The sequence below is a fragment of the Frankia sp. BMG5.60 genome (assembly GCF_059428125.1).
The window spans coordinates 167,152-190,661 of the sequence record NZ_CM182091.1; the positions used below are offsets into that span (position 1 = coordinate 167,152).

The window sequence follows — 23,510 nt, forward strand, 5'->3', positions numbered from 1 at the left end:
TGCCGGGCGGGCGCGGGGGGCAGACCGCGGATTGCATGCCGGGGCGGTGGGCTGGCCACCGAAGCCGCCGCCAGGGCGCGCCGGGTGGGCGCGGAGCGTACCGTCCCGCATTCTGGCCGGGTCGGCCGCCGACGGCACGCCGACAGGTGCCGCGCGCCGACGACCGAAGGTCCCGGCCAGGTCCTTCGCCGGCGGGAGGGCTCGGCCCACCCGCATGTTCCGGAGGGCCGCGCCGCCGCGCTCAGCAGGTCGGTCCGGGCGTCAGCGCTTGGCCGCGCCGCCGGACGACGACACCTCCTCGTGGTAGTCCTCCTCGACGTTGACCTCCCACACGTCATGCTTCGTGCCGTCGACGATGTTCTCGACGGTCAGCATGGCGGTCAGCATCGAGTGGTCCTGGTTGTTGTAGCGGTGCATGCCGTTACGGCCGACCGGATGCACGTTCGGTGCGTTCTCGGCCAGCCAGGCCCGAATGATATCGACGTTGTTCTTGTACTGCATGTCGTAGTACGGGTACGCCTTCGGCATCCGTACGACGAACCCCTGCTCGACCTGGGACGCCCGGATGAGCCCGAGCTCGACGAGTTCCTTGGTGGCGAGCTTGATGAGGTCCTCGTCCGAGCTGCTCCACGTCTCGTCGCCCTCGAAGACGAAGTACTCCAGCCCCAGACAGGTCCGCCCGTCCTTCACCAGGAACGGCGACCAGGAGGCGAAGTTCTGGATCCGGCCGACCTTGACCGCGGGGGAGTGGATGTAGATCCAGTTGTCCGGGAACCCGGCCGACTCCGGCACCACGAGGGCGACGGTGAGGAAGTCGCGGTACTTCAGCGCGTTCGCCGCGGCCAGGACGTGGTCGGGCACCGGCGGGTCCATCACGCGGACCAGCGACGAGAACGACATCGACGAGATGATCTCGTCGGCGGAGTACTGGTACTCGCTGCCGATGTCGGTGCGCGACGACTCCGGCGCGCCGGCGCCCGGGCCGTATCCGCCGGTCACCGTGGTGGTGACGCCGGTCGCGCGACCACCCTCGTGGTGGATCTTGCGGACCTTCTCCTCGAAGACCACCCGACCGCCCTGCTTGACGATCTTGTCGGTGGCGGTCTCCCACATCATTCCAGGCCCGTACTTGGGGTACTGGAACTCCTCGATGAGGGAGGTGATGTCCGTCTGGTTCCGCTTGGGCAGCACCGAGTTCACGATGGCGTTCATCATGGACAGGCTCTTGATGCGCTGCGCCGCCCAGTCGGAGGGCATCTCGCTGACCGGAACGCCCCACAGCTTCTCGGTGTAGGTCTTGAAGAACGTGCGGTAAAGCCGCCAGCCGAAGCGGGCAACCAGCCAGTTCTCGTAGTTGCTCTGGTCGGCCGGCGGACGCACGCGGGCCGCGGCGTAGGAGGCGATGCAGCGCGCCGCCTCCACCAGGCCCAGCCCGCCGAGCGCGTTCGTCGCCTTCAGGGGGTAGTCGAAGAACTTCCCGTTGTAGTAGATGCGGCTCGATCGCGGCCGGAGCAGGAAGTCCTCGTCCGGCAGGATCTCGTGCCAGAGCTTCTCGACTTCGGGCACCTTCGTGAAGAAACGGTGGCCGCCGATGTCGAAACGCCAGCCGTCCCGCTGCGCGGTACGGCTGATTCCGCCGACGACCGAGTCACCCTCGATAATCGTCACGGGCACGTCCCGTTTCACCAGCTCCCAGCCGGCGGACAGACCTGCCGGCCCGGCTCCGATGACGACTACCTCTGGCTTTTCGGTCACTGTGCCGGACCTCTCCTCAAAACACCTTCATGGTCACTCCCGCGGCCGGATGCCAGGCATCGGCCATCGGGGGCGCCGGACCCTGGGACCGGCCTCGGGGGGAAGTCTTGCATGCGGACGGGTGTGACCCGCCCGCACCCCCTCGCGGTCGCCGGCACGATCATCCGTGGTACATCCGGACTATTCCCCCTGTGCCCCCGGCCATCGGGTGACTCCGCCGGCCGTTGCCCGGCCTGCCTCTGGCATCGTGCGGGCATGGGTTTGCCTGCATCCGGCCCGCGGCGGCCGGCCGCGGCACGGCCCGAAGGTGTCGACCCGCATCCGTATCGGACGCTGCCGGCGATCCTCGTCGGCTGGTGCGCCGTCGCCTGGGGCATCGCGGCGAAGGACGGCCGGTACGGTGCCTGGGCGATGGCCGGCGTCCTTGTCGGCACGGCCGGCGCCGCGCTCGCCACCGTCCGTCACCGTCCGCTGTCCGAAACCTCCGGGCCCGCGCCGGCTACCCCCGCTGTCGCCACTGCTGCTGCCTCGGATGCCATCGCTGCCTCGGAGGCCGTGCCCGCGTCCCCGGGCATCGCCGCCGTCCGCGGGCGGGCATGGGTCGGTGGCTGGCTGCTCGTCGCGATCACCGTCGGGTTGGGCCCGATCGTGCGCCATCCCCGCTACTACGCCGCCGGGCCGCTGGCCGCCGTGGCCGACGCGCTCGCGATCGTCGCCGGTCTGCTCGCCGCCGCCGCCGTCCTGGCAGCGCTGTCCGCACAACCGGCCCGCGGGAGACCGGCGGCGGCGGGTCCTGCGGCGGCGCGGCGGGTGCTCGGCTCGCCCGCGCTGTTCTGGGTCGTGCTCGGCCTGGCGGGAGCCGCGGGGGTCGCCACCATCCGGGCGGCGCCCGCGCCCCGCATCGACGTGTTTCACCTGCTGCAGGTCTCCACGTCGGGGCTGGCGCACGGCGCGGACATGTACCGCCAGCAGTGGGCGCAGAGCCGGGCCGCCTACCCCGTCGACGGCCTGTTCGACGTCTACCCCTACCTACCGCTGACCTCGGTGCTGCTCGCACCGCCGCGGCTGCTGCTCGGCGACGTCCGCTACGGCCTGCTCCTGGCGCTCGCGGTGGCGGCGATCTGCGCGCGCGGCCTCACCACCGGCCCGCGCGGCGGGGACGGGGCGGTCCGTGCCGGCGGTGCTGGTCGGGGCGGCGGTGCTGGTCGGGGCGGCGCGGACGGGAGGGTGGTCGCGGTCGCCGTGCTGCCGCTGCTGGTCGTGATCCTGCCCGAGTCGATGTACGCGTTGCAGCAGTCGTGGACCGAGCCGCTGCTCGTCGCCTGCCTCGCGGCCATGGTGCTGGCCGTCCGGGGCGGCCACGGGCGCACGGCGGTCGTCGCCCTCGCCCTCGCGCTGGCCACCAAGCAGCACATCGCCCTGCTGCTGCCGGTCGCGGCGGCCTGGCCGCGGTTCGGGCCGCGCCGCACGGTGGTGGCCGCGGGCGCCGGCGCGCTGCTCGTCGTCCCGTGGGTGCTGGCCGGGCCCGGGGACTTCGTCGACGACGCCGTCTGGACGAACCTGCACTACCGGGTGCTCGCCCATTCCCTGTCCGTGCCGGGCTGGGCGTCGCACTTCGGGGTCACGCTCGGCTTCGCGCCGGCCGCGGTGGCGCTGGTCGCCGCGTACGCCGCCGCCTGGCGGGCGCGCGGCGACGCCACCGGGTTCTGCCTCGGGGCCGCGCTGGTCCTGCTGACCGGAAACCTGATGAACAAGCAGACGTTCTTCAACCACTACACGCTGCCGATGGGCCTGCTGATCCTCGCCGCCGCGGCCCTCGGTTCCGGCCGCGGCGGCCCGATCGCGGGCGTGCCCGCCCAGGCCGCCGCCGGTCAGGGGAGCGCCGCCGGTCAGGGGAGCGCCGAGCCTGGCGTCGCCGGTGAGCCCGCTGTCGCCGGTGAGCCTGGCGTCGCCGGTCAGCGCAGTGCCGGTCAGCGCAGTGCCGGTCAGCGCAGGGTGGAGAAACGTTCCAGCGACGCGCCCTCGTAGAGGTCGCGCCGCTCGACCTGGACGGTCCGGTCGCGCAGGGTCGCGAGTTGGTCGGACAGCACCGCGCAGGCGCCTTCCAGGAACCGGTACCCGTCGGCGCGAACGAGCAGCACCGCGTGGTCGGGGCCGGCGAGTTCGTTGACCTCGGCGGCGAACGTCGTGCCGTTGGCCCGCTGCATCCGGTCGGCGTAGTCGACCCAGTCGACGAGCGCCGGGCCGGTGTTGTCCGCGTACACGATCTCGCGGACTGTCAGCGGGCCGTGCCGGACCAGCGCCCGGTGCACGGCCGGGCCGAGCTGGTCGGGGCAGTAGGCCACCACGTCGCCCGGCCGGGCGAGCGCGACGATCCGCCCGGCGATCTCCCCGGCCTGGGTGCGTTCGGTGCGGGCGAGCTGCCAGCCGCCGACCAGCCCGCTGAACACGGCCACGACGAGCACGATCGCTCGCAACCGCGTGCCCGGAAGCTGGGCGATGCCCAGGGAGGCCAGCAGCAGGCAGGCCGGCAGGGCGATGCCGGTGTACCGCTCGGCGTACGCGCTGCCGCCGAACATGTTCACGAAGTACGCCAGCACCAGCGGCAGCAGCCAGATCGCCGCCAGGTAGCGGCCCGGCACCCGGCCGGTCACCCTGACCGCGAGCTCGCGGCGGCCGACCGGCCGGGCGGTCAGGCCGATGAGCGCCCCGCCGAGCAGCACCACGCCGAGCAGCGCCCCCGTCGACTGCGGCCCCGCCCAGTCGAACACCGTGTCAAGCAGCACCTGGGCCTGCACCTTCGGCGCCCACGGGGTGCCGGTGTGCAGCATCTGGAACAGGAACGACGGCATCCACGGGGCGAACAGCGCCGCCGAGGCCGCCATCGCCGCGAACGCCCGCAGCGTGACCCGGCGGTAGTGGGGGCGCCGGCGGGCCTGCACCAGCAGGAACGCCGCCACCGTGAAGATCACCAGGAACGTCCAGTAGTGGGTGTAGACCAGCGCCGCCGTGGCCAGCGTCAGCGCCGCCAGCCGGGGCAGCGTCGAGCGTTCCAGCGCGCGCACCGCCGCGAACCCGAACACCAGCACCAGCAGCACGACCAGCGAGTACATCCGGGTCTCGCTGCCGTAGCGGATGGCGTACGGGGAGCAGGCGAACATCAGCAGCGTCGCCACGCCCACCCACGTCGGGGCGGCCCGCTCGCCGTTGCCGGCGGCGAAGGCGATGCGCCCCACCCGGCGCCCGGCGAGCCACGCCAGCGGCAGCGTGAGCAGCGACAACACGCCCGACAGGGCCCGGACCGCGATGTCGCCGTCACCGAAGACGCTGATCCAGCCGTGCAGCAGCAGGTAGTACAACGGCGGTGAACCGTCGTGGCGCAGCGCGTGGAGCAGGTCCGGCACCGGCCGGGAGGCGATCGCGACCGTCAGCGACTCGTCGAGCCACAGGTGGCTCGGCGTGGCGAACCGCATGACCGCGCCGACGGCGACGGCGACCGCGACCGCGGCCAGCAACAGCCGCGGAACCTGCGGCACGATCCAGGCCCCCGCCACGCGCACGAGCCGCTCGACGCGCCCGCGCGGTGGCGGTGCGGACGTCGTGGTCGGCGCCGTCGCCGGGACGGCGGTGCTGGTCGTCTCGGCGGTGCTGGCCGGGACGGCGGTGGTGGGGACGGTCGCCACGGCCGCGTCGCCCGCGGAGACCTCGGGCTCGTCGCCATCCGATGCCTGCCGGGGTGAGCGCGGACCGGGCAGGACAGTCGGCCCGGACCCGGCCTCCCGGCCGGTGGCGGCCGTCCCGGGTGCGTCTGCGTCCACGACGGGAACGCTACCCATCCTCATAGGGCACGATCTTGCCTCCCGTCGGGGGCCCCCGACGCGTCGGGGGTGCCGTGGGCGCCCGAGGCGGCGACGGCTGCCGGCCACCACCGCGCCACCGGCCGGTCACCCACTCTTCACCCCGGCGCCGGACCGGAGGCCCTCGCGCTGCGGGCCCCGGCCGTCCAGGGGCTGGCCGTCCAGGTTCTGACCGTTCAGATCCTGACCGTTCGGATTCTCGTCGTCCAGGTTCTCCTCGTCGTCCAGGTCCTCGTCGTCCTCGGCGAGTTCGCCGGCGATCTCACCGGCGAGCAGGGCGGCGAGGGACGTCAGGCGCCGCCGGCCGCCCGCGTTACGCACCGCGTGGCGCACCGCGGGGCCGTTCACGGCGACGATGGACAGGTGCGTCGCCGCCCGGGTGAGCGCCGTGTAGATCAGCGGGCGGGTCAGCATCCGGCCGGCCTCCGGGGGGAAGACGGCGACGACCGCCGGCCACTCGCTGCCCTGCGCCCGGTGCACCGTCACCGCCCAGCCGTGCCGCAGATCGCCGAGGATCCCCGCGGGCACCTCGATGACCCCGCCCGGGAAGGCGACCCGCAACGCCCCCCGCTCGCCGGCGGCGACGACGGTGCCGATCTCGCCGTTGGCGAACCCCACGTCGATGTGGTTGGCCGTGGCCACCACCCGGTCCCCGACGTCGAACCCCGACACGGCGCCCGCGCCCGGGTTGAGGACGCGTTTGAGCGCCGCGTTCAGCGCCCCCGTGCCGGCGGGCCCGGCATGCACCGGCGTGACGACCTGGATGTCGGCGACCGGGATCCCCAACGCCCGCGGAATCGAGTCGGTGACGAGCTGCACGGTGCGGTGCGCCGCCTCCCCGGAGCTGTTCGACGGGACGACGACCACCTCACGGCCGGGGCCCGGCGGGGGCGGCGGCAGCTCCCCGCCGCGCACCGCGGCGGCCAGCATCGCGATCGCCCCGCCGTCGACCTGCCGGTAGAGCCGGCGCAGCTCCGTCACCGGAATCTCACCGGACTCCAGCAGATCGGTGAGGACCTGGCCCGGTCCGATGCTCGGCAACTGGGCGGGGTCCCCGACGAACATCAGGTGGGTGCCCTCGGCGCAGGCGTCGAGCAGCGCGGCGGCGAGTTCCGCGTCGAGCATCGACGCCTCGTCGACGACGACGAGGTCGGCGTCGATCGGGTTGTGCTCGCCGCGGGCGAACCCACCGCCTCGGCCCTGCGCGCCGAGCAGCCGGTGCAGGGTGCTCGCCGGCGCCCCGCACAGCTCCTCCAGCCGCTTGGCGGCCCGACCGGTCGGCGCGGCGAGCGCGACCTCGGCGTCCGCCGCCCACGCGAGGCGGACCACGGCGGCGACGGTGCGGCTCTTGCCCGTCCCCGGCCCGCCGGTCAGCACGCTGACCCCCGACTCCAGGGCCGCCCGGGCCGCGGCGAGCTGCACCTCGTCCAGGCCGCCCACCGGGTCGTCCCCGGCCCCGCCGGACGATCCCTGCGGGCCGGCCGGGCCGGCCGGGCTGCCGGCGTCCTCGGCCTCGGACGTCCCGTCCGGCCCGGCGTCGCCAGCCGCCCGGTTCGCGCCGCTCGGCGGGTCGTCGCCCGCGACGTCCTCGGCGTCCTCGTCGTCGAACATCAGCGCGGTCGGCGGCGGCCCGGCCGCGGCGGCCACGGCCTGCGACCCGTCCGCGTCGTCGTTGCCGTCGTTGTCGTCGTCCGGGCGGCGGCGCACCCTCGGCGCGCCCGCGCGCAGCGGCTCGGCGGTGGCCACCAGCCGTTCGATGCCGTCGGCGATGGACTGCTCGGCCATCGCGTAGCGTTCCAGCGCGATCCGGTCGCCGACGGCGATGATCCGTCCGTCGTCGAGGGCGGCGTCCAGTGCCTGGCGCGGATCGGCCACCCCCTCCCGGGCCGCGGCCTGCAGCACGGCGTCGACCGGGCCGGCGGTGTCCCCGGCCCGCGTCGCCGCCCGGCCCAGCAGGTGGGTGAGCACCGCGGGGCCGCGGCGAGGGTCGTCGCGGTGCAGCCCACGGCGGCGGGCGAACCGGTCGGCCTGCCCGATCTCGGCCTCGGCGGCGGTCAGCAGCATCCACGGGTCGGCCCGCAGGGCCTCGGCGGCGGTCGGACCGAGCCGCTCGGTGGCCCCCCGGGCCAGGCGGGCCGGGAGGTCCGCCGCGACGAGCAGCTCGACGACCGCGTACGTGCCCGCGGCGGCGCGGAAGCTGTCGGCGAGCCGGCGGGCCCGCGGGCCGTTGACCCCCTCGACGGCGCCGAGCCGGCCGACGTCGACGTGTTCGGGCCGGGTGATGCCGGCGGCCGGCAGGCGGGCGGCCGTCGTGCGGCCCAGCCCCGGCCACAGCGCGGCCTCGCAGAACGCGGCGAACACCGTCGTCGGGTCCGCGGCCGCGTCGGCGGCGACCGGGTCGGCTCCCGGAGCGGGACCGGCGGTGGGGGCGGCTCCCGGGGCGGGATCGGGTCCCGGGGCGGCGGTCGGGTACTCGTCGGGCATGCCGGGAAGCGTAACGACGCACCACTCGACGCCCGGCGAAGCCCGCTGGGTAGCGTGGTATCACCGGTGGCTGTGCCAGGGCGCACCGTGGTCCGCACCCGGCGTGTCCGGCGTCACGGCCTCGCGTCGCGCCCGGTCGGCCGCCCGCGGGTCCGGCGGCGTCGCGGACCCGTCCGATCTCGAAGGGACCGACCGGTTGACCACTGTGTTGCTGGTCCGCCACGGCCTGACCGCCGTCACGGGCAAGATCCTCCTCGGCTGGACCCCCGGCGTCAGCCTGGACGAGCGCGGCCGGCGGCAGGCCTCGGACCTGGCGGGCCGGCTCGGGGACATCCCGCTCGCCGCGATCGTCAGCAGCCCGCTCGAGCGCTGCCGTGAGACGGCGGGCACGATCGCGGCCCGCCGCCCCGACGGCTCGCAGGCCCCCGGCGGGGTCCAGCCGGTCGCCGTCGACGAGCGGTTCGGGGAGTGCCGCTACGGGGACTGGACCGGGCAGGAACTCGCCGTCCTGGCCAAGGACCCGCTGTGGGCGGTGGTGCAGAGCCATCCCAGCGCCGTGGTCTTCCCCGGGCCCGAGGGTGAGGCGCTGCGCGACACCCAGGCCCGCGGCGTCACCGCGGTGCGGGAGTGGAACGACCGGCTCGGCCCGGACGCGACCTGGCTGCTGTGCTCGCACGGTGACGTCATCCGCACGATCGTCGCCGACGCCCTGGGCATGCACCTCGACATGTACCACCGCATCACCGTCGACCCGTGCTCGCTGACGGTGATCCGCTACGGCGAGCGGCGACCGTTAGTCCGGCGGATCAACGACATCGGCGGCGACGTCGCCGAGCTGCTCCCGCCGCCTCCCAAGCCCGAGGGGGAGGCCGCCGCGGGTGACGGCGGCGGGGACGGCGCCGCCGGCCCGCCCGCCGGGGACGGTGCGGCGTCCCCGCCGGCGCTCGGTCCCGACGAGGTCGTCGGCGGCGGGGCCGGGTCCTACCCGCCCCCCGCCGGCGGGGGAGCGGTCTGATCGGCCATGGCACGCCGGATACACGTCTTCGACCCGCCGGAGCGGTTCGTCGCGGGCACCGTCGGCTCGCCCGGCGCCCGAGGGTTCTACCTGCAGGCCCGGGACGAGGCGAGGCTCGTCACGGTCGCGGTCGAGAAGGCCCAGGTCGCCCTGCTGGCCGAGCAGCTCACCGAGCTGCTCGACGAGCTGGGCCGGCGCGGGGTCGCGATGGGGCCGGCCGCACCCGTCGGCGCGCCTGACACGTCGCCGCTGGAGCAGCCGATCGAGGCGGAGTTCCGGGTCGCCACGATCGCCCTCGGGTGGGATCCGCGTGGCAGCCGGGTCGTCGTCGAGGCGCAGGCGGCCGGCGGTGAGGAGTCGGCGTCGGGGTTCAGCGACGACCCGGACGGCCCCGACGCCCTGCGGGTGCTGCTCGCGGCGGGCCCCGCCCGCGCCTTCGCCCGCCGGGCGGGGCGGCTCGTCGCCGCCGGGCGCCCGCCGTGCCCGCTGTGCGGCCTGCCGCTCGACGAGGACCACGTCTGCCCGCGGCAGAACGGACACCGGCACTGATGCGCGTCCCGGGCCCGCCCACCCGGCCTGGCCGGGGGCGCGGCGTGCGGGTTCGCCGCGGAGAGACCCCGGTCACCATCCGGACCCGGCGACAGAGCCGGCGCGTAGCGGACACACTGGGCTGATGGGCGTTCCCGCGGCGGGTCCCCCTCCGGGGCGGCTGCCACTCGATCCGATCGACGGCGGCGGCCTCGACGCCCCCGCCGCGCTCGACCTGCTGCGCCGCGGCGAGCTGGCGGTCAGCGCCAGGCTCGCCGACGCCAGCAACGCGACGCTGTACTGCGACATCACCGCGGGCGACGTCGCCGGGCGCTGCGTCTACAAGCCGGTGCGCGGCGAACGGGCTCTGTGGGACTTCCCCGACGGCACCCTCGCCGCTCGCGAGCTGGCCGCCTACGAGGTCTCCGCGTACCTCGACCTCGGGATCGTGCCGCCGACGGTCATGCGCGACGGCCCGTTCGGCGAGGGCATGGTCCAGCTCTGGATCGACACCGACGTCACCGTCGACCTGGTCGCCCTCACCCGCTCCGACGACCCGCAGCTACGCCGGATCGCGCTGTTCGACGCCGTCATCAACAACGCCGACCGCAAGGGTGGGCACCTGCTGCCCGCGCCGTCGGGGCGCATCCACGGCATCGACCACGGCGTGACCTTCCACACCGAGGGCAAACTGCGCACGCTGCTGTGGACGTGGCGGGGCCGGCGGCTGGTCGCCGAGGAGACGGCCCTGCTCGGCTGCCTGCGCGAGGCGCTCGCCGACGACCTCGGTGACCGGCTCGCCGAGCTGCTCACCGTCGCCGAGTCCGGCGCGCTTGTCGCCCGGGTGGACCGGCTGCTCGACGAGGGACGCTTCCCGCTGCCCTCGGGGGACTGGCCGCCGATCCCGTGGCCGCCGTTCTGACCGTGGCCGTTCTGACCGTGGCCGTTCTGAACCGCCTGCGTTCCGCCTCGTCAGTTTACTGACGGTGATGTTGCGGTCTGTGTTCATTTTCGCAGGTCGGTTACGGGATGGTTACCCGTCTTGTGCCCGCCGGCGGAACGGTTCGCGGTTACTCTGACACGCATGCAGGCGTGGCCATCTCCTCCGATACGTCCACTTCCAGGCTCCGGCCGGCCCTTGCGGATCTTCGACACGGCCACGTCGAGCGTGCGGGCCCTGGATTCCGCGCCCACGGCCCATCTCTATGTCTGCGGCATCACGCCGTACGACGCGACGCACCTGGGTCATGCGTTCACGTACCTGACGTATGACCTCGCGCAGCGGGTTCTGCGGGATTCCGGGCATGACGTCCTTTATGTACAAAATGTTACGGACGTCGATGACCCGTTGCTCGAGCGTGCCGACCGGGACGGCCTGGACTGGCGCGACCTCGCCGCCCGGGAGATCGCGCTGTTCCGCGAGGACATGACCGCGCTGCGGATGCTCGCCCCGGACTCCTACGTCGGCGTGGTCGAGGCGATCCCGATGATCGTCGACATGGTCGCCGAGCTCGTCGACCGGGGCGCGGCCTACCACGTCGACGACGACCTGTACTTCTCCGTCGCCGCCGCCCCCGCGTTCGGTGACATCTCCCACCTGTCCCGGGCCGAGATGCTCGCGATCTGCGCCGAGCGCGGCGGCGACCCGGGCCGCGCCGGCAAGAAGGACCCCCTCGACCCGCTGCTGTGGCGGGCGCAGCGCCCCGGGGAGCCGTCGTGGCCGTCCCCGTTCGGACCCGGCCGCCCGGGCTGGCACATCGAGTGTTCGGCGATCGCCCGCCACCACCTCGGTGGCGTCGTCGACATCCAGGGCGGGGGCACCGACCTGTCGTTCCCGCACCACGAGTGCAGCGCCGCGCACGCCGAGGTCGCCGCCGGCTCCCGCCCGTTCGCCCGCAGCTACGTGCACACCGCGATGGTGAGCCTCGACGGCCACAAGATGTCGAAGTCGCGCGGCAACCTGGAGTTCGTCTCCCGGCTACGCCGCGCCGGCACGGACCTGGCCGCGCTGCGCCTCGCCCTGCTGGACCACCGCCACACCGAGGACTGGGAGTGGACGGCGGGCCTGCTGGCGGGCGCGGTGACCCGGGTCGAGCGGTGGCGGGCGGCCGTCGCCCTGCCCGCCGGCCCGGACGCGGCGGGGGTGCTCGCCGCCGTCCGGGAGCGGCTCGCCGACGACCTCGACACCCCCGGCGCCCTCGCCGCGGTCGACGCCTGGGTCGACGCGGCGCTCGCCGACGCCGGCGGTGGTTCTGCCGGTGCTGGTTCTGCCGGTGCTGGTTCGGTCGCTGCTGGTTCTGTCGGTGCTGGTTCTGCCCGCGTCGGTCCTGTCGGGGTCGGGTCGGCTGGCGGGTCCCTTCGCGGTTCTGGCGGTGCGGCGGGTGCCGGGGGGGAGGCGCCCGCACTGGTCTCGCGGCTCGTTGACACACTGCTCGGTGTAGACCTTGAACCCGTCCGACCCAGAGGGAGCTGAGGGATGGGGGCTCACCACCGCAGTACAGATCCCGGGGCAGCGACCGAACGACCCGCGTTCGACGAGGTCGCCCACGGCTACGACCCGCGCCAGGTGGACGACTACCTCGCCACGCTGTGGCGGTACGCCAGCCAGGTGACCTCGCGCGCGGCCGCCGCCGAGAGCGCGCTGAGGCACGAGCGGGAGCGCAACGCGGGCGTCACCGGCGCCGAGGCGCTCGCCGCCCAGGCCGGCGGTCGGATCGGGCAGATGCTCGCCATCGCCCAGCGGGAGGCCGACGAGATCATCGACGGCGCCCGCCGGATCGCCGAGTCCGCCCTGGAGGAGGTGATCGAGGACGCCGGGGCGAACCATCCGATCGTCCGCGAGGCCCGCGAGCAGGCCGAGAAGCTGCTGCTCGACGCGGTGGAGGAGAGCCGTCGGCTCGCCGTCGAACGCCACCGGGAGCTGGCGGACGAGATCGCCCGCAGCTCCGCGTCCCTCGACGCGCTTCGCCACCAACAGGGGGAGATCATCGGAGCGGTGTTGCGGCTGCGCCGCCTCCTCGGCTCCGACGACGTCGACCGCGCTCTCACCGACCTCGCCCGGGCCGGCACGGCCCCGCCGGAAGCGGGCAACGGCGACCCCACCGCCGGCGGCTTCCCCACCGCCGGCGGCTTCCCCAGCGGTGGCGCGCAGGACGGTTTCGTCCCCGGCGCCTCCGCCGCGCAGGCGACCGACGGCGGCTTCCCGGGCGGACCGGACACCGCGGCCCCGGCGGCTTCGAGGGCTCCGACGGCTCCGACGGCCCCGACGGTCGTGGACGGACCGACGGGGCCGTCCACGCCCCCCGTAGGCGCCCCACCCGGGCCGCCCAGGGCACCCGGTAGCCCCGACGATCCCGGGTCCTCGGCCGGCCCGGGATTCTCAGCCGGCCCGGGATCCTCGGCCGCTCCGGGATCCTCAGCGGCCACGGGCCAGCACGGCACAGCCCCCCAGCACGGCACAGCCCCCCAGTACAGCACAGCCCCCCAGCACGGGACCGGCCAGCACGGTGCCAGCCAGCACGGCGGCGGACTGCACGGCGCCGGCCGGGGCGAAGCTGGGCCATACGGCACCGGTCAGCACGGCCCGGGCTGGCCGGCGGCCGTGGGTGCCGGTGGGACGGCCTGGGACGCTGCGGGCGCCTTCGGCCCGCACGGCGGCACCGACGGGAACGGGTCCTCCGGGGATGCTGCCGGCCCGGCCGTCGGCGCTGGTGCTGCGGCGGCCGGTCGGGTCGCTGGCCGCATGGGTGCCGCTGGGCTCGGTCGGCGCTCTCCTGGCCGGCATCGGCAGGGTGAGGTCGCCGACGCCGAGCCGTACCCGGCGAGCGCCGCGCAGCGGGAGCCGGCGGCCAGCACCGCCGGGGTCCCCTTCCGCCGAGGCGCCGACGAGGACATCATCGACGCCGAGATCGTCGAGGAGTAGGCCACCACCCCTGCCCGCACACCCCTGCCCGCACACCCCTGCCCGCGGCGGCGGCGCCGAGTTCCACGCGCCGCTCCGCCCGGCCGGGACCATCCGGGCCCGGCCACCCGGGCCACCCGCTCAGACGGAGCCGGGCGACTGCCGCGTGAGAGAAATCACTGCCCGCGGCGCCGCAGGTAGCGCTCGAACTCGCGGGCGATCGCGTCGCCGCTGGCCTCCGGCAGCGCGGTCTCCGGCTCCCGGGACTCCAGCGAGCGGACGTACTCGGCGACCTCGGTGTCCCCGGCGGCGAGCTCGTCGACCTGACGCTCCCACGCCTTGGCCCGCTCCGGCAGATCCCCGAGCGGAATCTCGATGTCGAGCAGGTCCTCCACTCGCCGCAGCAGCGCGAGCGTCGCCTTCGGGCACGGCGGGTTCGCGACGTAGTGCGGCACCGCCGCCCAGAACGACACCGACGCCAGCTCCGCTCGCGCGCAGGCGTCGCCGAAGACGCCGACGATGCCGGTCGGACCCTCGTAGCGGGACGGCTCCAGGCCGAGCCTCGCCGCCGTCGCCGCATCCCCGGCCGTCCCGCTGATGGGCACCGGACGGGTGTGGGGGGAGTCCGCGAGCAGCGCGCCGAGCGAGATCACCATGTCGCTGCCGAGGGCATGCACCGCCTCGATCAGCTCATCGGTGAAGCCGCGCCAGCGCATGTTCGGCTCCAGCCCGCGGATGAGCACCAAGTCCGTCTCCGACTTCGGCGGCCGCGCCACCGACAGCCGGGTGGTCGGCCAGGTGATCTTCCTCGACGCCCCGTCGGTTCCGCTCACCGTCGGCCGGTTCACCTGGAAGTCGTAGTAGTCGTCCGGGTCGATCGCGCCGATCACCCGGGCCTTGAACGCCGTCTCGAGATGCTCCACGGCGGCGGAGGACGCGTCGGCGGCGTCGTTCCAACCCTCGAAGGCGGCCACCACGACCGGCGACCGCAGTTGACCGACGCCGGAGAACTCGATCACCTACCACCTCCTGCCGCCCAGCGGCGGCCCACTGCCCCCGTGACAGTGCAACGGTACGTCCTCACGGAGACGACTCCTGCCCAGAGCCGACATCCGTTACGTCAGCCCTCCTTGCATCCGGTGGGGAACCTGCCCTCGCCCGCGGTGAACCTCCGCGGGACCAGTCTGCCGGTGTTCTCGTGGGAACGCCTTTCCTCGGTCTGTCGATGGCGAACGACGCCGGGCGGATCGGACATCCGTTCCGGATCGACGCGGTGGCTGCACCGTATCGGCTCCCGATGAGTACCCGCTGTCGCGGGAAGGCCAACGGTCGCGGCGAGCACTGTCCGCGTTGCGACACCCGCACCCCCGTCTCCCGGCCCGCCCGCCGGCTCTGGCGGCCGCCGCGTCCCCGTCCGCCCGGGTGGCGTCGCCGCGGACCCGCGGGGCCGTGCCGCGCCGGCTCCCGTGACTCCCGCGCCGCCCGTCCTACCACCTCCCTGGATGTCCACGTTCACCCAGCCGTCTCCGACGGAGTTCACCCGGCCACCGTTGGCAGCGTCGTCGCCAACCCACGCCCGGGCGACCACATTCCCGACCACATTCCCGAACCGCGGGCGCCGGCCCGACCGCGGGCGCGGGCCCGAGGGCGGGCGCGGGCCCACCGCGCTCGGCACCTGGCCCACCGCGCTCGGCGCCTGCGGCGGACTCTCCCGGTACGGCGCCCGTCCGCACCGGGGCCGACGGCGCCGGGGTTCGCGGCGGGGTCGGCGGCGGATTCCCGACGGCCTGCTGTCCGTCCTGTCGCGACGTGTGCCGGAGGCCTCTGGCGCCATGGTCACCATGTTGCCGGGCCCCGCCCCCTTCCCGCGCTGCATTCCCGCCGAAGGGCGGTGTAACGAGGTCCTCAGGTCCCGGCCCGCCCGGACGGGCCGAACCCCGCGTCCCGAGCCCGCTGAGCCGCCCGCCGCCAGATGCGCGGCCGCGATCCGGCAGCATACGGGCAGGACCGGTCCGTACCGGGCGCAGCGGCGCCTCTCCAGACCGGAGGCCGATCCCGCCCGGGCGGGACCGGTCGGCGTGGGCGGTCGGCGGCCGGCAGCCGGCGACCCCGCGTCCGGGCAAGGCACGTCGACCCGCGCACCCGGAACCATCCGGTGCGCCCCGATTCGAGCTGGGAGCACAACGTGGGAAGCCTCGCGGCGGTCTTCTTCGACATGGACGGCCTGCTCGTCGACACGGAGCCGATCTGGACCGTCGCCGAGCACGAGGCGGCGGCGCGGCTCGGCGGCGAGTTCACGCCGGCGATGAAGCGGGCGATGATCGGCCACGGCATCGACACCGCGGTGCCGATCATGGTGTCGATGCTCGGCCGGCCGCCGTCCGACGTCCCGGCCACGGCGCGTTTCCTGCTGCGACGCTCCGCCGAGCTGTTCCGCGAGCCAGGCGTGATCGTCCCGCAACCCGGCGCCGTCGAGCTGCTCGCCGTCCTGCGGGAGCGGGGCGTCCCGGCGGCGCTGGTCTCCTCGTCCTTCCGGGACCTGATGGACCCTGTGCTCGGCGTCATCGGTCGGGAGCTGTTCGCGACGACGGTGGCCGGCGACGAGGTGAGCCGCCGAAAGCCGGATCCCGAGCCCTACCTGACCGCCGCCCGCATGCTCGGCGTGGACCCCCGGCGCTGCGTCGTCCTGGAGGACAGCCCCTCGGGCGCCCGCGCCGGTGTGGCCGCCGGCTGCGCGACCATCCTCGTCCCCTCCATGCCCGACCTCCTCGATCGCGCCGCCACCCCGCCCACCGCCACCCCGCCCACCGCCGTGCCGTCAGAGGGGGCGCTGCCCACCGCCACCCCGTCCGCCGCCGTGCCGTCCGCCCTCGCGCGGGCCGACGTGGCGTCCGCGGAAGCCCTCGAACCCGTGCCCGCAGGCCTCGCCGCGATCGTCGCCAGCCTGCACGACGTCACCCTCGATCTGCTCGACGAACTGCTGAGCGTCCGACCGGTCGGGCCCTGACCGTGACCTCCGCCAGTGCGAGCGCGCGGCGCACCAGATCGGCGACGCCGGCTGCGCCGCCCAGCACATCGGCCCAGGTGAAGCGCAGCAGGGTCCAGCCAGCCGACAGTAGGTCGTTCTGCCGCATGCGGTCGCGGAACAGCGCGCGTGGCTGGCGGTGATAGGCGGCGCCGTCCGCCTCCACGGCGACCAGCCGGCTCGGCCAGGCCAGGTCGAGCCGGGCGACTGGACGGCCTCCGGGCGTCGAGACCGGGTCCGGCGGCTCGTCCTGCGCCCCTTCGAGGGCGTCGACGCTCGTGAACCCCGTCGGACTGTCCCGCGCCGTCGGGCGGGCGGGGCCCCACACCTGCCACTGCAACTCCTCCGGCGGCAGGCCGGCGTCGAGCAGTAGCAGGCGTAGCCGCGTCTCCAGAGGCGACTCGGCCCGACCATCGGCGAGCGCGAACCAGTGCCGGCGGGCGACCACTCCCCGACGGCCGGCTGCCGACCTGAGCACGGCGTCGATGTCCGGGATCCGCCCTTGGTGCAACGCGGCGTCGAGCAGACTGACGGCGGTCTCCCGATCGCTGTCCAGGACCAGGTCCGCCAGTGTGCGCTCGACGGTGGTGACCGGGATGCCTCGCCGGAGCTGCTGCTCGTCGGAGCGGAGGGTGCCGAGATGCCGGATGAGGCCGTCAATGTCGGCTGCCGCGTGAGCGGACCGGGGGAGCAGAAGGTGGACCGGTTCGCGCGCCGTGCCTCCCTGGTCCGCCCGCGCGCGGTTCGTGCCGCGGCCCGCGCCGCGGGAGCTGCGGGCCGCCCGCGCGTCTGCCTTCGGGCTGCCTCGGTCCTCCGCCTGATCAGGTGGACGAGGAGCGGAAGGTAGCCCCGGCAGCCCCAGAAGCCGGGCGGCGGTCACGCCGCAGACGACGGCATCTGGCCGGCCGACCAGCGCAGCCCGCACCGGTCCGCGCAGCGGGTGCGCGCCTGGGAGCAGGACGGTGCCGCGGAATGGCGTGGAGTGGCCGGCGCCCCGGACCAGGCGATCGAGTTGCCGGCGGGTCAGACCCGCCTGCCGGATCTGGGCCCGGGTGAGCATGCCGTCCTGGCGGGCAGCGAGCCGACGCAGGGAGAGCGGGAGCACGGGGAGGTCCACCCGGCCAGCGTGGCGGGCATCTTGCCTCCTGGGCAGCGGCACACGGCCATCTGTGGACGAGCCGGAGGCCTGTGGACAAGGGCATCTACGGACAAGGACTCTGCGGGCTGGGTCCTTCCGTAATCGTGCGTGCACACAATCGTGCCGAGGTTTCGGTACGGTTTTTCGCCCAAAAACCGTACCGAGCCCTCGGCATGATGTGGCAGCAATCTGGCCGGGTCACGCTTTCGGGTGGGGTCGACGAAGGGCTGGGCTGGGTCGGCCGGAGACGCTCCCTCCGTGCCGTGCCGGGCGACGCCGTGCCGGGCGACGCCGTGCCGGGCGACGCCGTGCCGACGGGTGGGGCGGCGGGGACGTCGACGGGCGGGGTGACGGCAGGCGTGGCGGCGCGCGTGCGGGCGTCCGGCCCTGAGCGCGCCGTGGGCGCCGGAGAACCCTCCGTGAGGTGGTCCCTGCGCTGGGAGAGGGTGCGCCCTTCCGCTACGGTTCCAGCGCAGGCGGTCAGGCGGCGGAGATGGCGCGCAGGACGTCCATGCGGGCGGCGCGGCGGGCGGGGAAGACGGCGGCGAGGATGCCGAGCAGGACGCCGACGATGATGACGATGATGATCGTCGGGACCGGGTAGGCGAACGTGCTGATGCCCTGGGAGGCCAGGGCCTTGGTCAGGGCCCAGCCGAAGATGCTGCCGACGGCCACCCCCAGCACGGCGCCGAAGACGGAGATGATCGTCGACTCCATGACGACCATGGCCCGCATCTGCCCGCGGCTCATGCCGACGGCGCGCAGCAGCCCGATCTCCCGGGTCCGTTCGATCACGGACAGGGCGAGCGTGTTCACGATGCCGAACAGCGCGATGATCACTGCCAGGGCCAGCAGGACGTAGATGAAGCCGAGTAGCTGGTCGATCTGCTTCTCCTGCTGGGCGACGAACTCCGACTGGTCGCGTACCTCCACCGTGGCGTAGGGCTTGACGATCTTGTCGATCTCGGCGCGCACGGCGGCGGGGTCGGCTCCGCCGGCGCGTTTGACCAGCACGAACAGGTCCAGGTCGTCGGTGGTGTGCCGGGCGAACTGGCTGGTCGAGATAATCCACGAGCCGGCCACCTGGCTCTTCTTGTACGTCCCGGCGACGGTGAGGTCCTGGGTGCCGTCGGGGAAGGCGACGGGGACCTTCTGCCCGACGGTGAGGTGGCGGTCGGCGGCGACGGTGTCATCCACGAGGATCGTGCCGTCGCCGAGGGCGTGGAGGTCCCCGGCGACCTTCTTGAGGGCCAGCACCTTGGGCAGGCCCGCCGGATCCCCGGCGAGCACCTGGGCGTCGCGTCCGCCGACCTTCGCCAGGCCGCCGCGCAGCCCGGTCGCGACCTCGATGCCGGGTTTGCCGGCCAGGTCGCGCGCCACCTGCCCGCTGAAGCCCTGGCCGAAGCCCTGGGCGGTCAGGAAGAAGTCGGCGCCGAGACTGTCCTGCACCGTCGTGCGCACCGACTCCTTGATCGACTGTCCGAGGATCGAGAAGGCGCTGACCAGTGCAAGTCCGATCATGAGGGCGGAGGCGGTCGAGGAGGTGCGCCGCGGGTTGCGCATCGCGTTCTCCCGGCCGAGCCGGCCGGTGGTGCCGAACAGCGAGACGAACGGCGCGCCGAGGACCCGGATGATCGGGCCGGACAGCAGGGGCGACAGGGTGGCGATACCGAGGAAGATCCCCGCGGCGCCGACCCCGACGGAGGTGGCACCCGACTTGCCCGCCGACGCGGTCCCGAGAACGAGCAGCAGCACCCCGAGCCCCGTGAGGACCGTCCCGGCGACGGCCCGGGTGCGCAGCGAGCGCGTCGGCAGCACGTAGGTCTCCCGCATCGCCGCGATCGGCGGCACGGACGCGGCCTTGCGCGCCGGCACGAAGGCCGCCGCCGAGGTGATCAGAACGCCCACGGCGTAGGCGGCGGTGATCGTGCGCGCCTCGAAGACCAGCGAGCCGCTGGGCAGATCCACGCCGAACGCCCCGACGGCCGCCCGGAGCAGCACGGCGAGCCCCGCGCCGAACAGCAGCCCCACACTCGCGCCGGCGAAGCCGACCAGAGCCGCCTCGACCTGCAGCGAGATCTGCACCTGGCGCCGGCTGGCGCCGATCGCCCGCAACAGCGCCAGCTCCCGTACCCGCTGCGCCACCAACATCGTGAAGGTGTTGAAGATGATGAAGGCCCCGACGAACACCGAGATAGCCGCGAAGATCAGCAGGAAGGTCGAGAAGCCGCTGATCGCCTGCTGCACGGCGCTGGCGTTCTCCTCCGAGAGCTGCGTGCCGGTGATCGCCTCGACGCCGGCGGGGAGCGCGGCGGCGACCCGCGCGCGCAGCTCCGGCTGGCCGAGGCCGGGGACGGCCGCCAGGTGGATGGAGCTGAACTGGCCGGGGGCCAGCAGCACCCGCTGGGCGGTGGCAGTGTCGAACGCGGTCACCGCGGCGCCGCCGAGGCTGTCCTGCCCGGCCACCCGGAACGTGCCGACCAGCGTGTACGTCGCCGGTGGCCCCTTGGTCTGCACGGAGATCCGCGCCCCGAGGGCGAGATGAAGGTCCCGCGCCGTCGCCCGATCCACCACGATCTCGCCGGGACCAGGGGCGTGGCCCTCGGCGAGCTGTTCGGACGCGGTCGGCTGGCCGCCCGTCCAGTTCCTGCCCAGCCCCGGCGCCCCGCCCTCCTTCGCCGGCTTGCCGGTGCGCGGGTTGATGAGCACCGCCTGGCCGTTGACCGACCCGACGGCCGCGCGCACCCCGTCGACCCTGGCCACGGTGTCGAGGATCGACGCGGGCAGCGGCGGTCGGCCGGCGTCGCTCGTCGGGTCGATCTGGTTGACCGCGCGGACCGCGACGCTGACGTTCTTGTTGATGTCGGCGAACAGGCCGTTGAACGTCCGGTTGAGCGTGTCCGTCAGGACCAGGGTGCCGGTGACGAAGCTCACGCCGACGACAACCGCCAGCATGGACAGGGCCAGCCGGACCTTGCGGGCCAGCAGGCTCTTGAGGGTGGCGCGCAGCATCGGCTCAGGCCCAGCCCGCCGACCCGGGCCCGTCCGCCCGGTAGCCGCCCGGCGCGCCGTAGCCGTCCGGGGTGCCGTAGCCGTCCGGGGTGCTGTAGCCGTCCGGGGTGCTGTAGCCGTCTGGGACGCCGTAGCCGTCCGGCTCGTCGTCGTCGCGCGGGCCGGTGGGGCGCGGCACCGGCCGGCGCCGCGGGGCGCCCGCCGGCCCACCGTAGCGGCCGCCGCCCGGCCCGCTGCCGTCCGGTGGTCCGGTCTCGTCCAGGGGCCCGGTCTCGGGCCCGGGGACGGGGTCGAACTCGCCGGTGAACGGCTCGGCGTAGCGGCCGTCGTAGGGCGCCGGCCGCGCCGGCCGGCTGTCGTTGCCGTAGCGCTGGTCGGGGTAGTCGTAGTCGCCGTAACGGTCGTCGCCCTCCGGGTAGCCCCGTGGGTGGGGCGCCGCGCTGTAGCCGTCGTGGCGGGCTCGGTCGCCCTGATGCTCGCGGTCCGCGCGACGCGCGTGGCGGTCCCGGCCGCCGTGGCGGTCCCGATCGTCGTGGCGGTCCCGGCCGTCCCGATCGTCGTCGTAGGCGTCCGCTTCGCCGGGCGCGTCGGCGCCGTCGGGGAGCAGCCCGCGCTGGGCGGCGTCGAGGTGCTTCATCCGGTCGAGCACCTCGTCCGCGGTCGGCTGCTCGATCGCGTCGACGAGCCGACCGTCCGCGAGGAAGATCACCTCGTCCGAGTAGGAGGCGGCGGTGGCGTCGTGCGTCACCATGACGATCGTCTGCCCGAGCTCGGTGACCGAGTCCCGCAGGAACGACAGCACCTCGGCGCCCGAGCGGGAGTCCAGGTTGCCGGTCGGCTCGTCGGCGAAGATGATCTCGGGTCGGGTGACGAGGGCGCGGGCGCAGGCGACCCGCTGCTGCTGGCCGCCCGACAGCTCGCTCGGCCGGTGCCCCAGCCGGGGGGCGAGGCCGACCGCGTCGACGACGGTGCGCATCCACGCCTGATCCGGGGAGCGGCCCGCGATGCTCAGCGGCAGCGTGATGTTCTCCGCCGCGGTGAGCGTCGGCAGCAGGTTGAACTGCTGGAAGATGAAACCGATCCGGTCCCGGCGCAGCCGGGTGAGCTCCTTGTCCGACAGCCGGGACAGGTCGACGTCGCCGATGAACACCCGCCCGCGGGTCACCGTGTCCAGGCCGGCCAGGCAGTGCATGAGCGTGGACTTCCCCGAACCCGACGGCCCCATGATCGCCGTGAAGCGGCCGCGCGGGAAGTCCAGGTCGATCCCGCGCAGCGCGGTGACGGTCGTGTCCCCGGTGCCGTAGACCTTCGTCAGACGGTCGGCGCGCGCCGCCGGGACCGTGCCGCCCGTGCCGCCGGGACCGCCGGGACCGCCCGCGATGCCGACGGCGGGCTGCTCGCGGCGGTCGTCCCCGCGCTCGGCGGTCCGCGCCACCCGCTGCGGGCGACCGGGCGGAGCGCCCCTGCCCGCGTCCCGCCTCCCGCCTGGGGATGATCCGGTCCGTCGGGCCATCGTGACGTCCTCTCCTCGCGCGCTCGGCGCGTCTGCCGATGCCCCTGCCCGCCGCCGGGTACAGGGCCCGTCCCATCGTCCTATGTAGGTGTTTCGGCGCGCGGACTGCCACGCTCGGCGGGGTCCGCCCGCCGGCCGCCCGGTCCGGACGACCTCGATCACGCCGTCGGAGTCCCCAACGACCGAGGAATGATCCGCATCTCGGGATCGATCCGGAATCCCCGGACAGCCCGCGTCCCGTCGACGTTCCCGTCCTCGTCCGTGGGCGGCGTCCTCGCCGGCGGGAGTCAGCCGTCCGCCTCGCAGACAGCCGGGGCCGCGTCGTCGAGGGGCACGGCGGGGGCCTGTCGGGGCAGCGGCGGCGGCGTGCCGCCGAACGCCGGGCACAGCGCCTGGTGGTGGCACCAGGAGCACAGGCGGTTCGGGGTGGCCCGCCAGTCCCCGCTGCGGTGGGCCCGGTCGATCGCCGCCCACAGCGCCTCGATCCGCCGCTCGGTGGCCCGCAGGTCCGCCTCGTCCGGGGTGGCCCGCAACCAGGTGCGGTCACCGAGGTAGTACAGGCGAAGCTCCCGGGGGATCACGCCGCGGATCCGCCACAGCAGCAGGGCGTAGAACCTCATCTGGAACATCGCCGAACCCTCGAACGCCGGTCCGGGCGAGCGGCCGGTCTTGTAGTCGACCACCCGCAGGGCCACGCCCTGCGGGGTCGTGGCCTCGTCGAGCCGGTCCACGTAGCCGCGCAGCCGCAGCCCGGAGTCGAGCACGTGCTCGACGTAGAGCTCGCGGGCCGACGGGGCGAGCCGGGCCGGGTCCTCCAGCGCGAAGTACCCGGCGAGCAGCTCGCGCGCCGAATCCAGCCAGGCGGCGAGCGCGTCCGGGCCGTCGAAGAGCGCCTCGACCGCCGGCTCCCGTTCGCGCAGCGCCAGCCAGGCCGGCTCGACCAGCGTGCGCGCGGCCTCGAGGGTCCGCCCGGCCGGCGGCAGGTCGAACAGGTTCTCCAGGACCGAGTGCACGACGGTCCCGCGGCTGGCCGCCTCGCTCGGCGGTTCGGGCAGCCGGTCGACGACGCGGAATCGGTAGCGCAGCGGGCAGTTCACGAAGTCCGCCGCCCGCGACGGCGACAGCGACCCGATCAGCGGCCGCTGGGCACCCCGCGGCCCGCTCGGCGCTGCGGCGCCGGCCGGCGCCGCGGGGCCGTGCGGCACTGCGGGGCCGACCGCCGGCACCGGGGCCTCGCTGGATGCCGCGGAACCCGGCGGCGGCGTCGTGGTCATGACCCGAC

At 74.7% G+C, this 23,510-nt stretch carries 15 protein-coding genes; 7 read left to right on the forward strand and 8 right to left on the reverse strand.

Annotation, left to right across the window (positions count from 1 at the left end):
- Positions 1-261: 261 nt before the first annotated feature.
- A complete protein-coding gene (locus AC5R91_RS00720; protein ID WP_495395112.1) occupies positions 262-1,755 on the reverse strand; it encodes an NAD(P)/FAD-dependent oxidoreductase in 1,494 nt (497 codons plus the stop codon).
- Positions 1,756-2,010: 255 nt separating this feature from the next.
- On the opposite strand from AC5R91_RS00720, the gene AC5R91_RS00725 reads away from it, so the two are divergent.
- On the forward strand, positions 2,011-3,783 hold the full coding sequence (locus AC5R91_RS00725; RefSeq protein WP_495395113.1) for a glycosyltransferase: 1,773 nt from the start codon (positions 2,011-2,013) through the stop codon (positions 3,781-3,783).
- On the opposite strand, the gene AC5R91_RS00730 is transcribed toward AC5R91_RS00725, so the two are convergent.
- The gene (locus tag AC5R91_RS00730; protein ID WP_495395114.1) at positions 3,741-5,573 is read right to left on the reverse strand and encodes a glycosyltransferase family 39 protein; all 1,833 of its coding nucleotides are present in this window, start codon (positions 5,571-5,573) and stop codon (positions 3,741-3,743) included. The two genes, AC5R91_RS00725 and AC5R91_RS00730, sit on opposite strands and share 43 nt — an antisense overlap.
- 126 nt (positions 5,574-5,699) lie before the next feature.
- Positions 5,700-8,096, reverse strand: coding sequence for an ATP-dependent DNA helicase (locus tag AC5R91_RS00735; RefSeq protein WP_495395115.1), 2,397 nt, complete (start codon positions 8,094-8,096; stop codon positions 5,700-5,702).
- A gap of 196 nt (positions 8,097-8,292) precedes the next feature.
- Here AC5R91_RS00735 and AC5R91_RS00740 point away from each other — a divergent pair, with 196 nt between their 5' ends.
- From AC5R91_RS00740 to AC5R91_RS00760, 5 genes are all read left to right on the forward strand, one after another.
- Complete coding sequence (locus AC5R91_RS00740; RefSeq protein ID WP_495395116.1) at positions 8,293-9,111, forward strand: histidine phosphatase family protein; 819 nt, start codon at positions 8,293-8,295, stop codon at positions 9,109-9,111.
- A 6-nt stretch (positions 9,112-9,117) separates the two neighbouring features.
- Positions 9,118-9,660, forward strand: a complete 543-nt coding sequence (locus AC5R91_RS00745; protein WP_495395118.1) for a DUF3090 family protein — start codon at positions 9,118-9,120, stop codon at positions 9,658-9,660.
- Positions 9,661-9,784: 124 nt separating this feature from the next.
- Entirely contained in the window at positions 9,785-10,561 is a 777-nt protein-coding gene (locus AC5R91_RS00750) for an SCO1664 family protein (protein WP_495395119.1), read from the forward strand.
- Positions 10,562-10,723: 162 nt separating this feature from the next.
- Positions 10,724-12,112, forward strand: coding sequence for a cysteine--1-D-myo-inosityl 2-amino-2-deoxy-alpha-D-glucopyranoside ligase (gene mshC / locus AC5R91_RS00755; protein WP_495395120.1), 1,389 nt, complete (start codon positions 10,724-10,726; stop codon positions 12,110-12,112).
- A 3-nt stretch (positions 12,113-12,115) separates the two neighbouring features.
- Complete coding sequence (locus AC5R91_RS00760) at positions 12,116-13,561, forward strand: DivIVA domain-containing protein (RefSeq protein WP_495395121.1); 1,446 nt, start codon at positions 12,116-12,118, stop codon at positions 13,559-13,561.
- 155 nt (positions 13,562-13,716) lie between these two features.
- On the opposite strand, the gene AC5R91_RS00765 is transcribed toward AC5R91_RS00760, so the two are convergent.
- Complete coding sequence (locus tag AC5R91_RS00765; protein ID WP_011604006.1) at positions 13,717-14,559, reverse strand: PAC2 family protein; 843 nt, start codon at positions 14,557-14,559, stop codon at positions 13,717-13,719.
- A 1,166-nt stretch (positions 14,560-15,725) separates the two neighbouring features.
- Between AC5R91_RS00765 and AC5R91_RS00770 the strand changes: the two genes are divergently transcribed.
- Positions 15,726-16,547 carry an HAD family hydrolase gene (locus AC5R91_RS00770; RefSeq protein ID WP_495395123.1) on the forward strand — a complete coding sequence of 274 codons (822 nt, stop codon included), beginning with the start codon at positions 15,726-15,728 and terminating at the stop codon, positions 16,545-16,547.
- Here the strand turns inward: AC5R91_RS00770 and AC5R91_RS00775 are convergent.
- The 4 genes from AC5R91_RS00775 to AC5R91_RS00790 form a co-directional block, all read right to left on the reverse strand.
- The gene (locus tag AC5R91_RS00775) at positions 16,495-17,670 is read right to left on the reverse strand and encodes a hypothetical protein (protein WP_495395124.1); all 1,176 of its coding nucleotides are present in this window, start codon (positions 17,668-17,670) and stop codon (positions 16,495-16,497) included. The genes AC5R91_RS00770 and AC5R91_RS00775 overlap by 53 nt on opposite strands.
- Before the next feature lie 513 nt (positions 17,671-18,183).
- Complete coding sequence (locus AC5R91_RS00780; RefSeq protein ID WP_495395126.1) at positions 18,184-20,715, reverse strand: ABC transporter permease; 2,532 nt, start codon at positions 20,713-20,715, stop codon at positions 18,184-18,186.
- A 4-nt stretch (positions 20,716-20,719) separates the two neighbouring features.
- Positions 20,720-22,228 (reverse strand): ABC transporter ATP-binding protein, encoded by a 1,509-nt coding sequence (locus AC5R91_RS00785; protein WP_495395127.1) that lies wholly within the window; start codon positions 22,226-22,228, stop codon positions 20,720-20,722.
- A 287-nt stretch (positions 22,229-22,515) separates the two neighbouring features.
- Positions 22,516-23,502 carry a RecB family exonuclease gene (locus tag AC5R91_RS00790; RefSeq protein WP_495395128.1) on the reverse strand — a complete coding sequence of 329 codons (987 nt, stop codon included), beginning with the start codon at positions 23,500-23,502 and terminating at the stop codon, positions 22,516-22,518.
- Between the last annotated feature and the right edge of the window lie 8 nt (positions 23,503-23,510).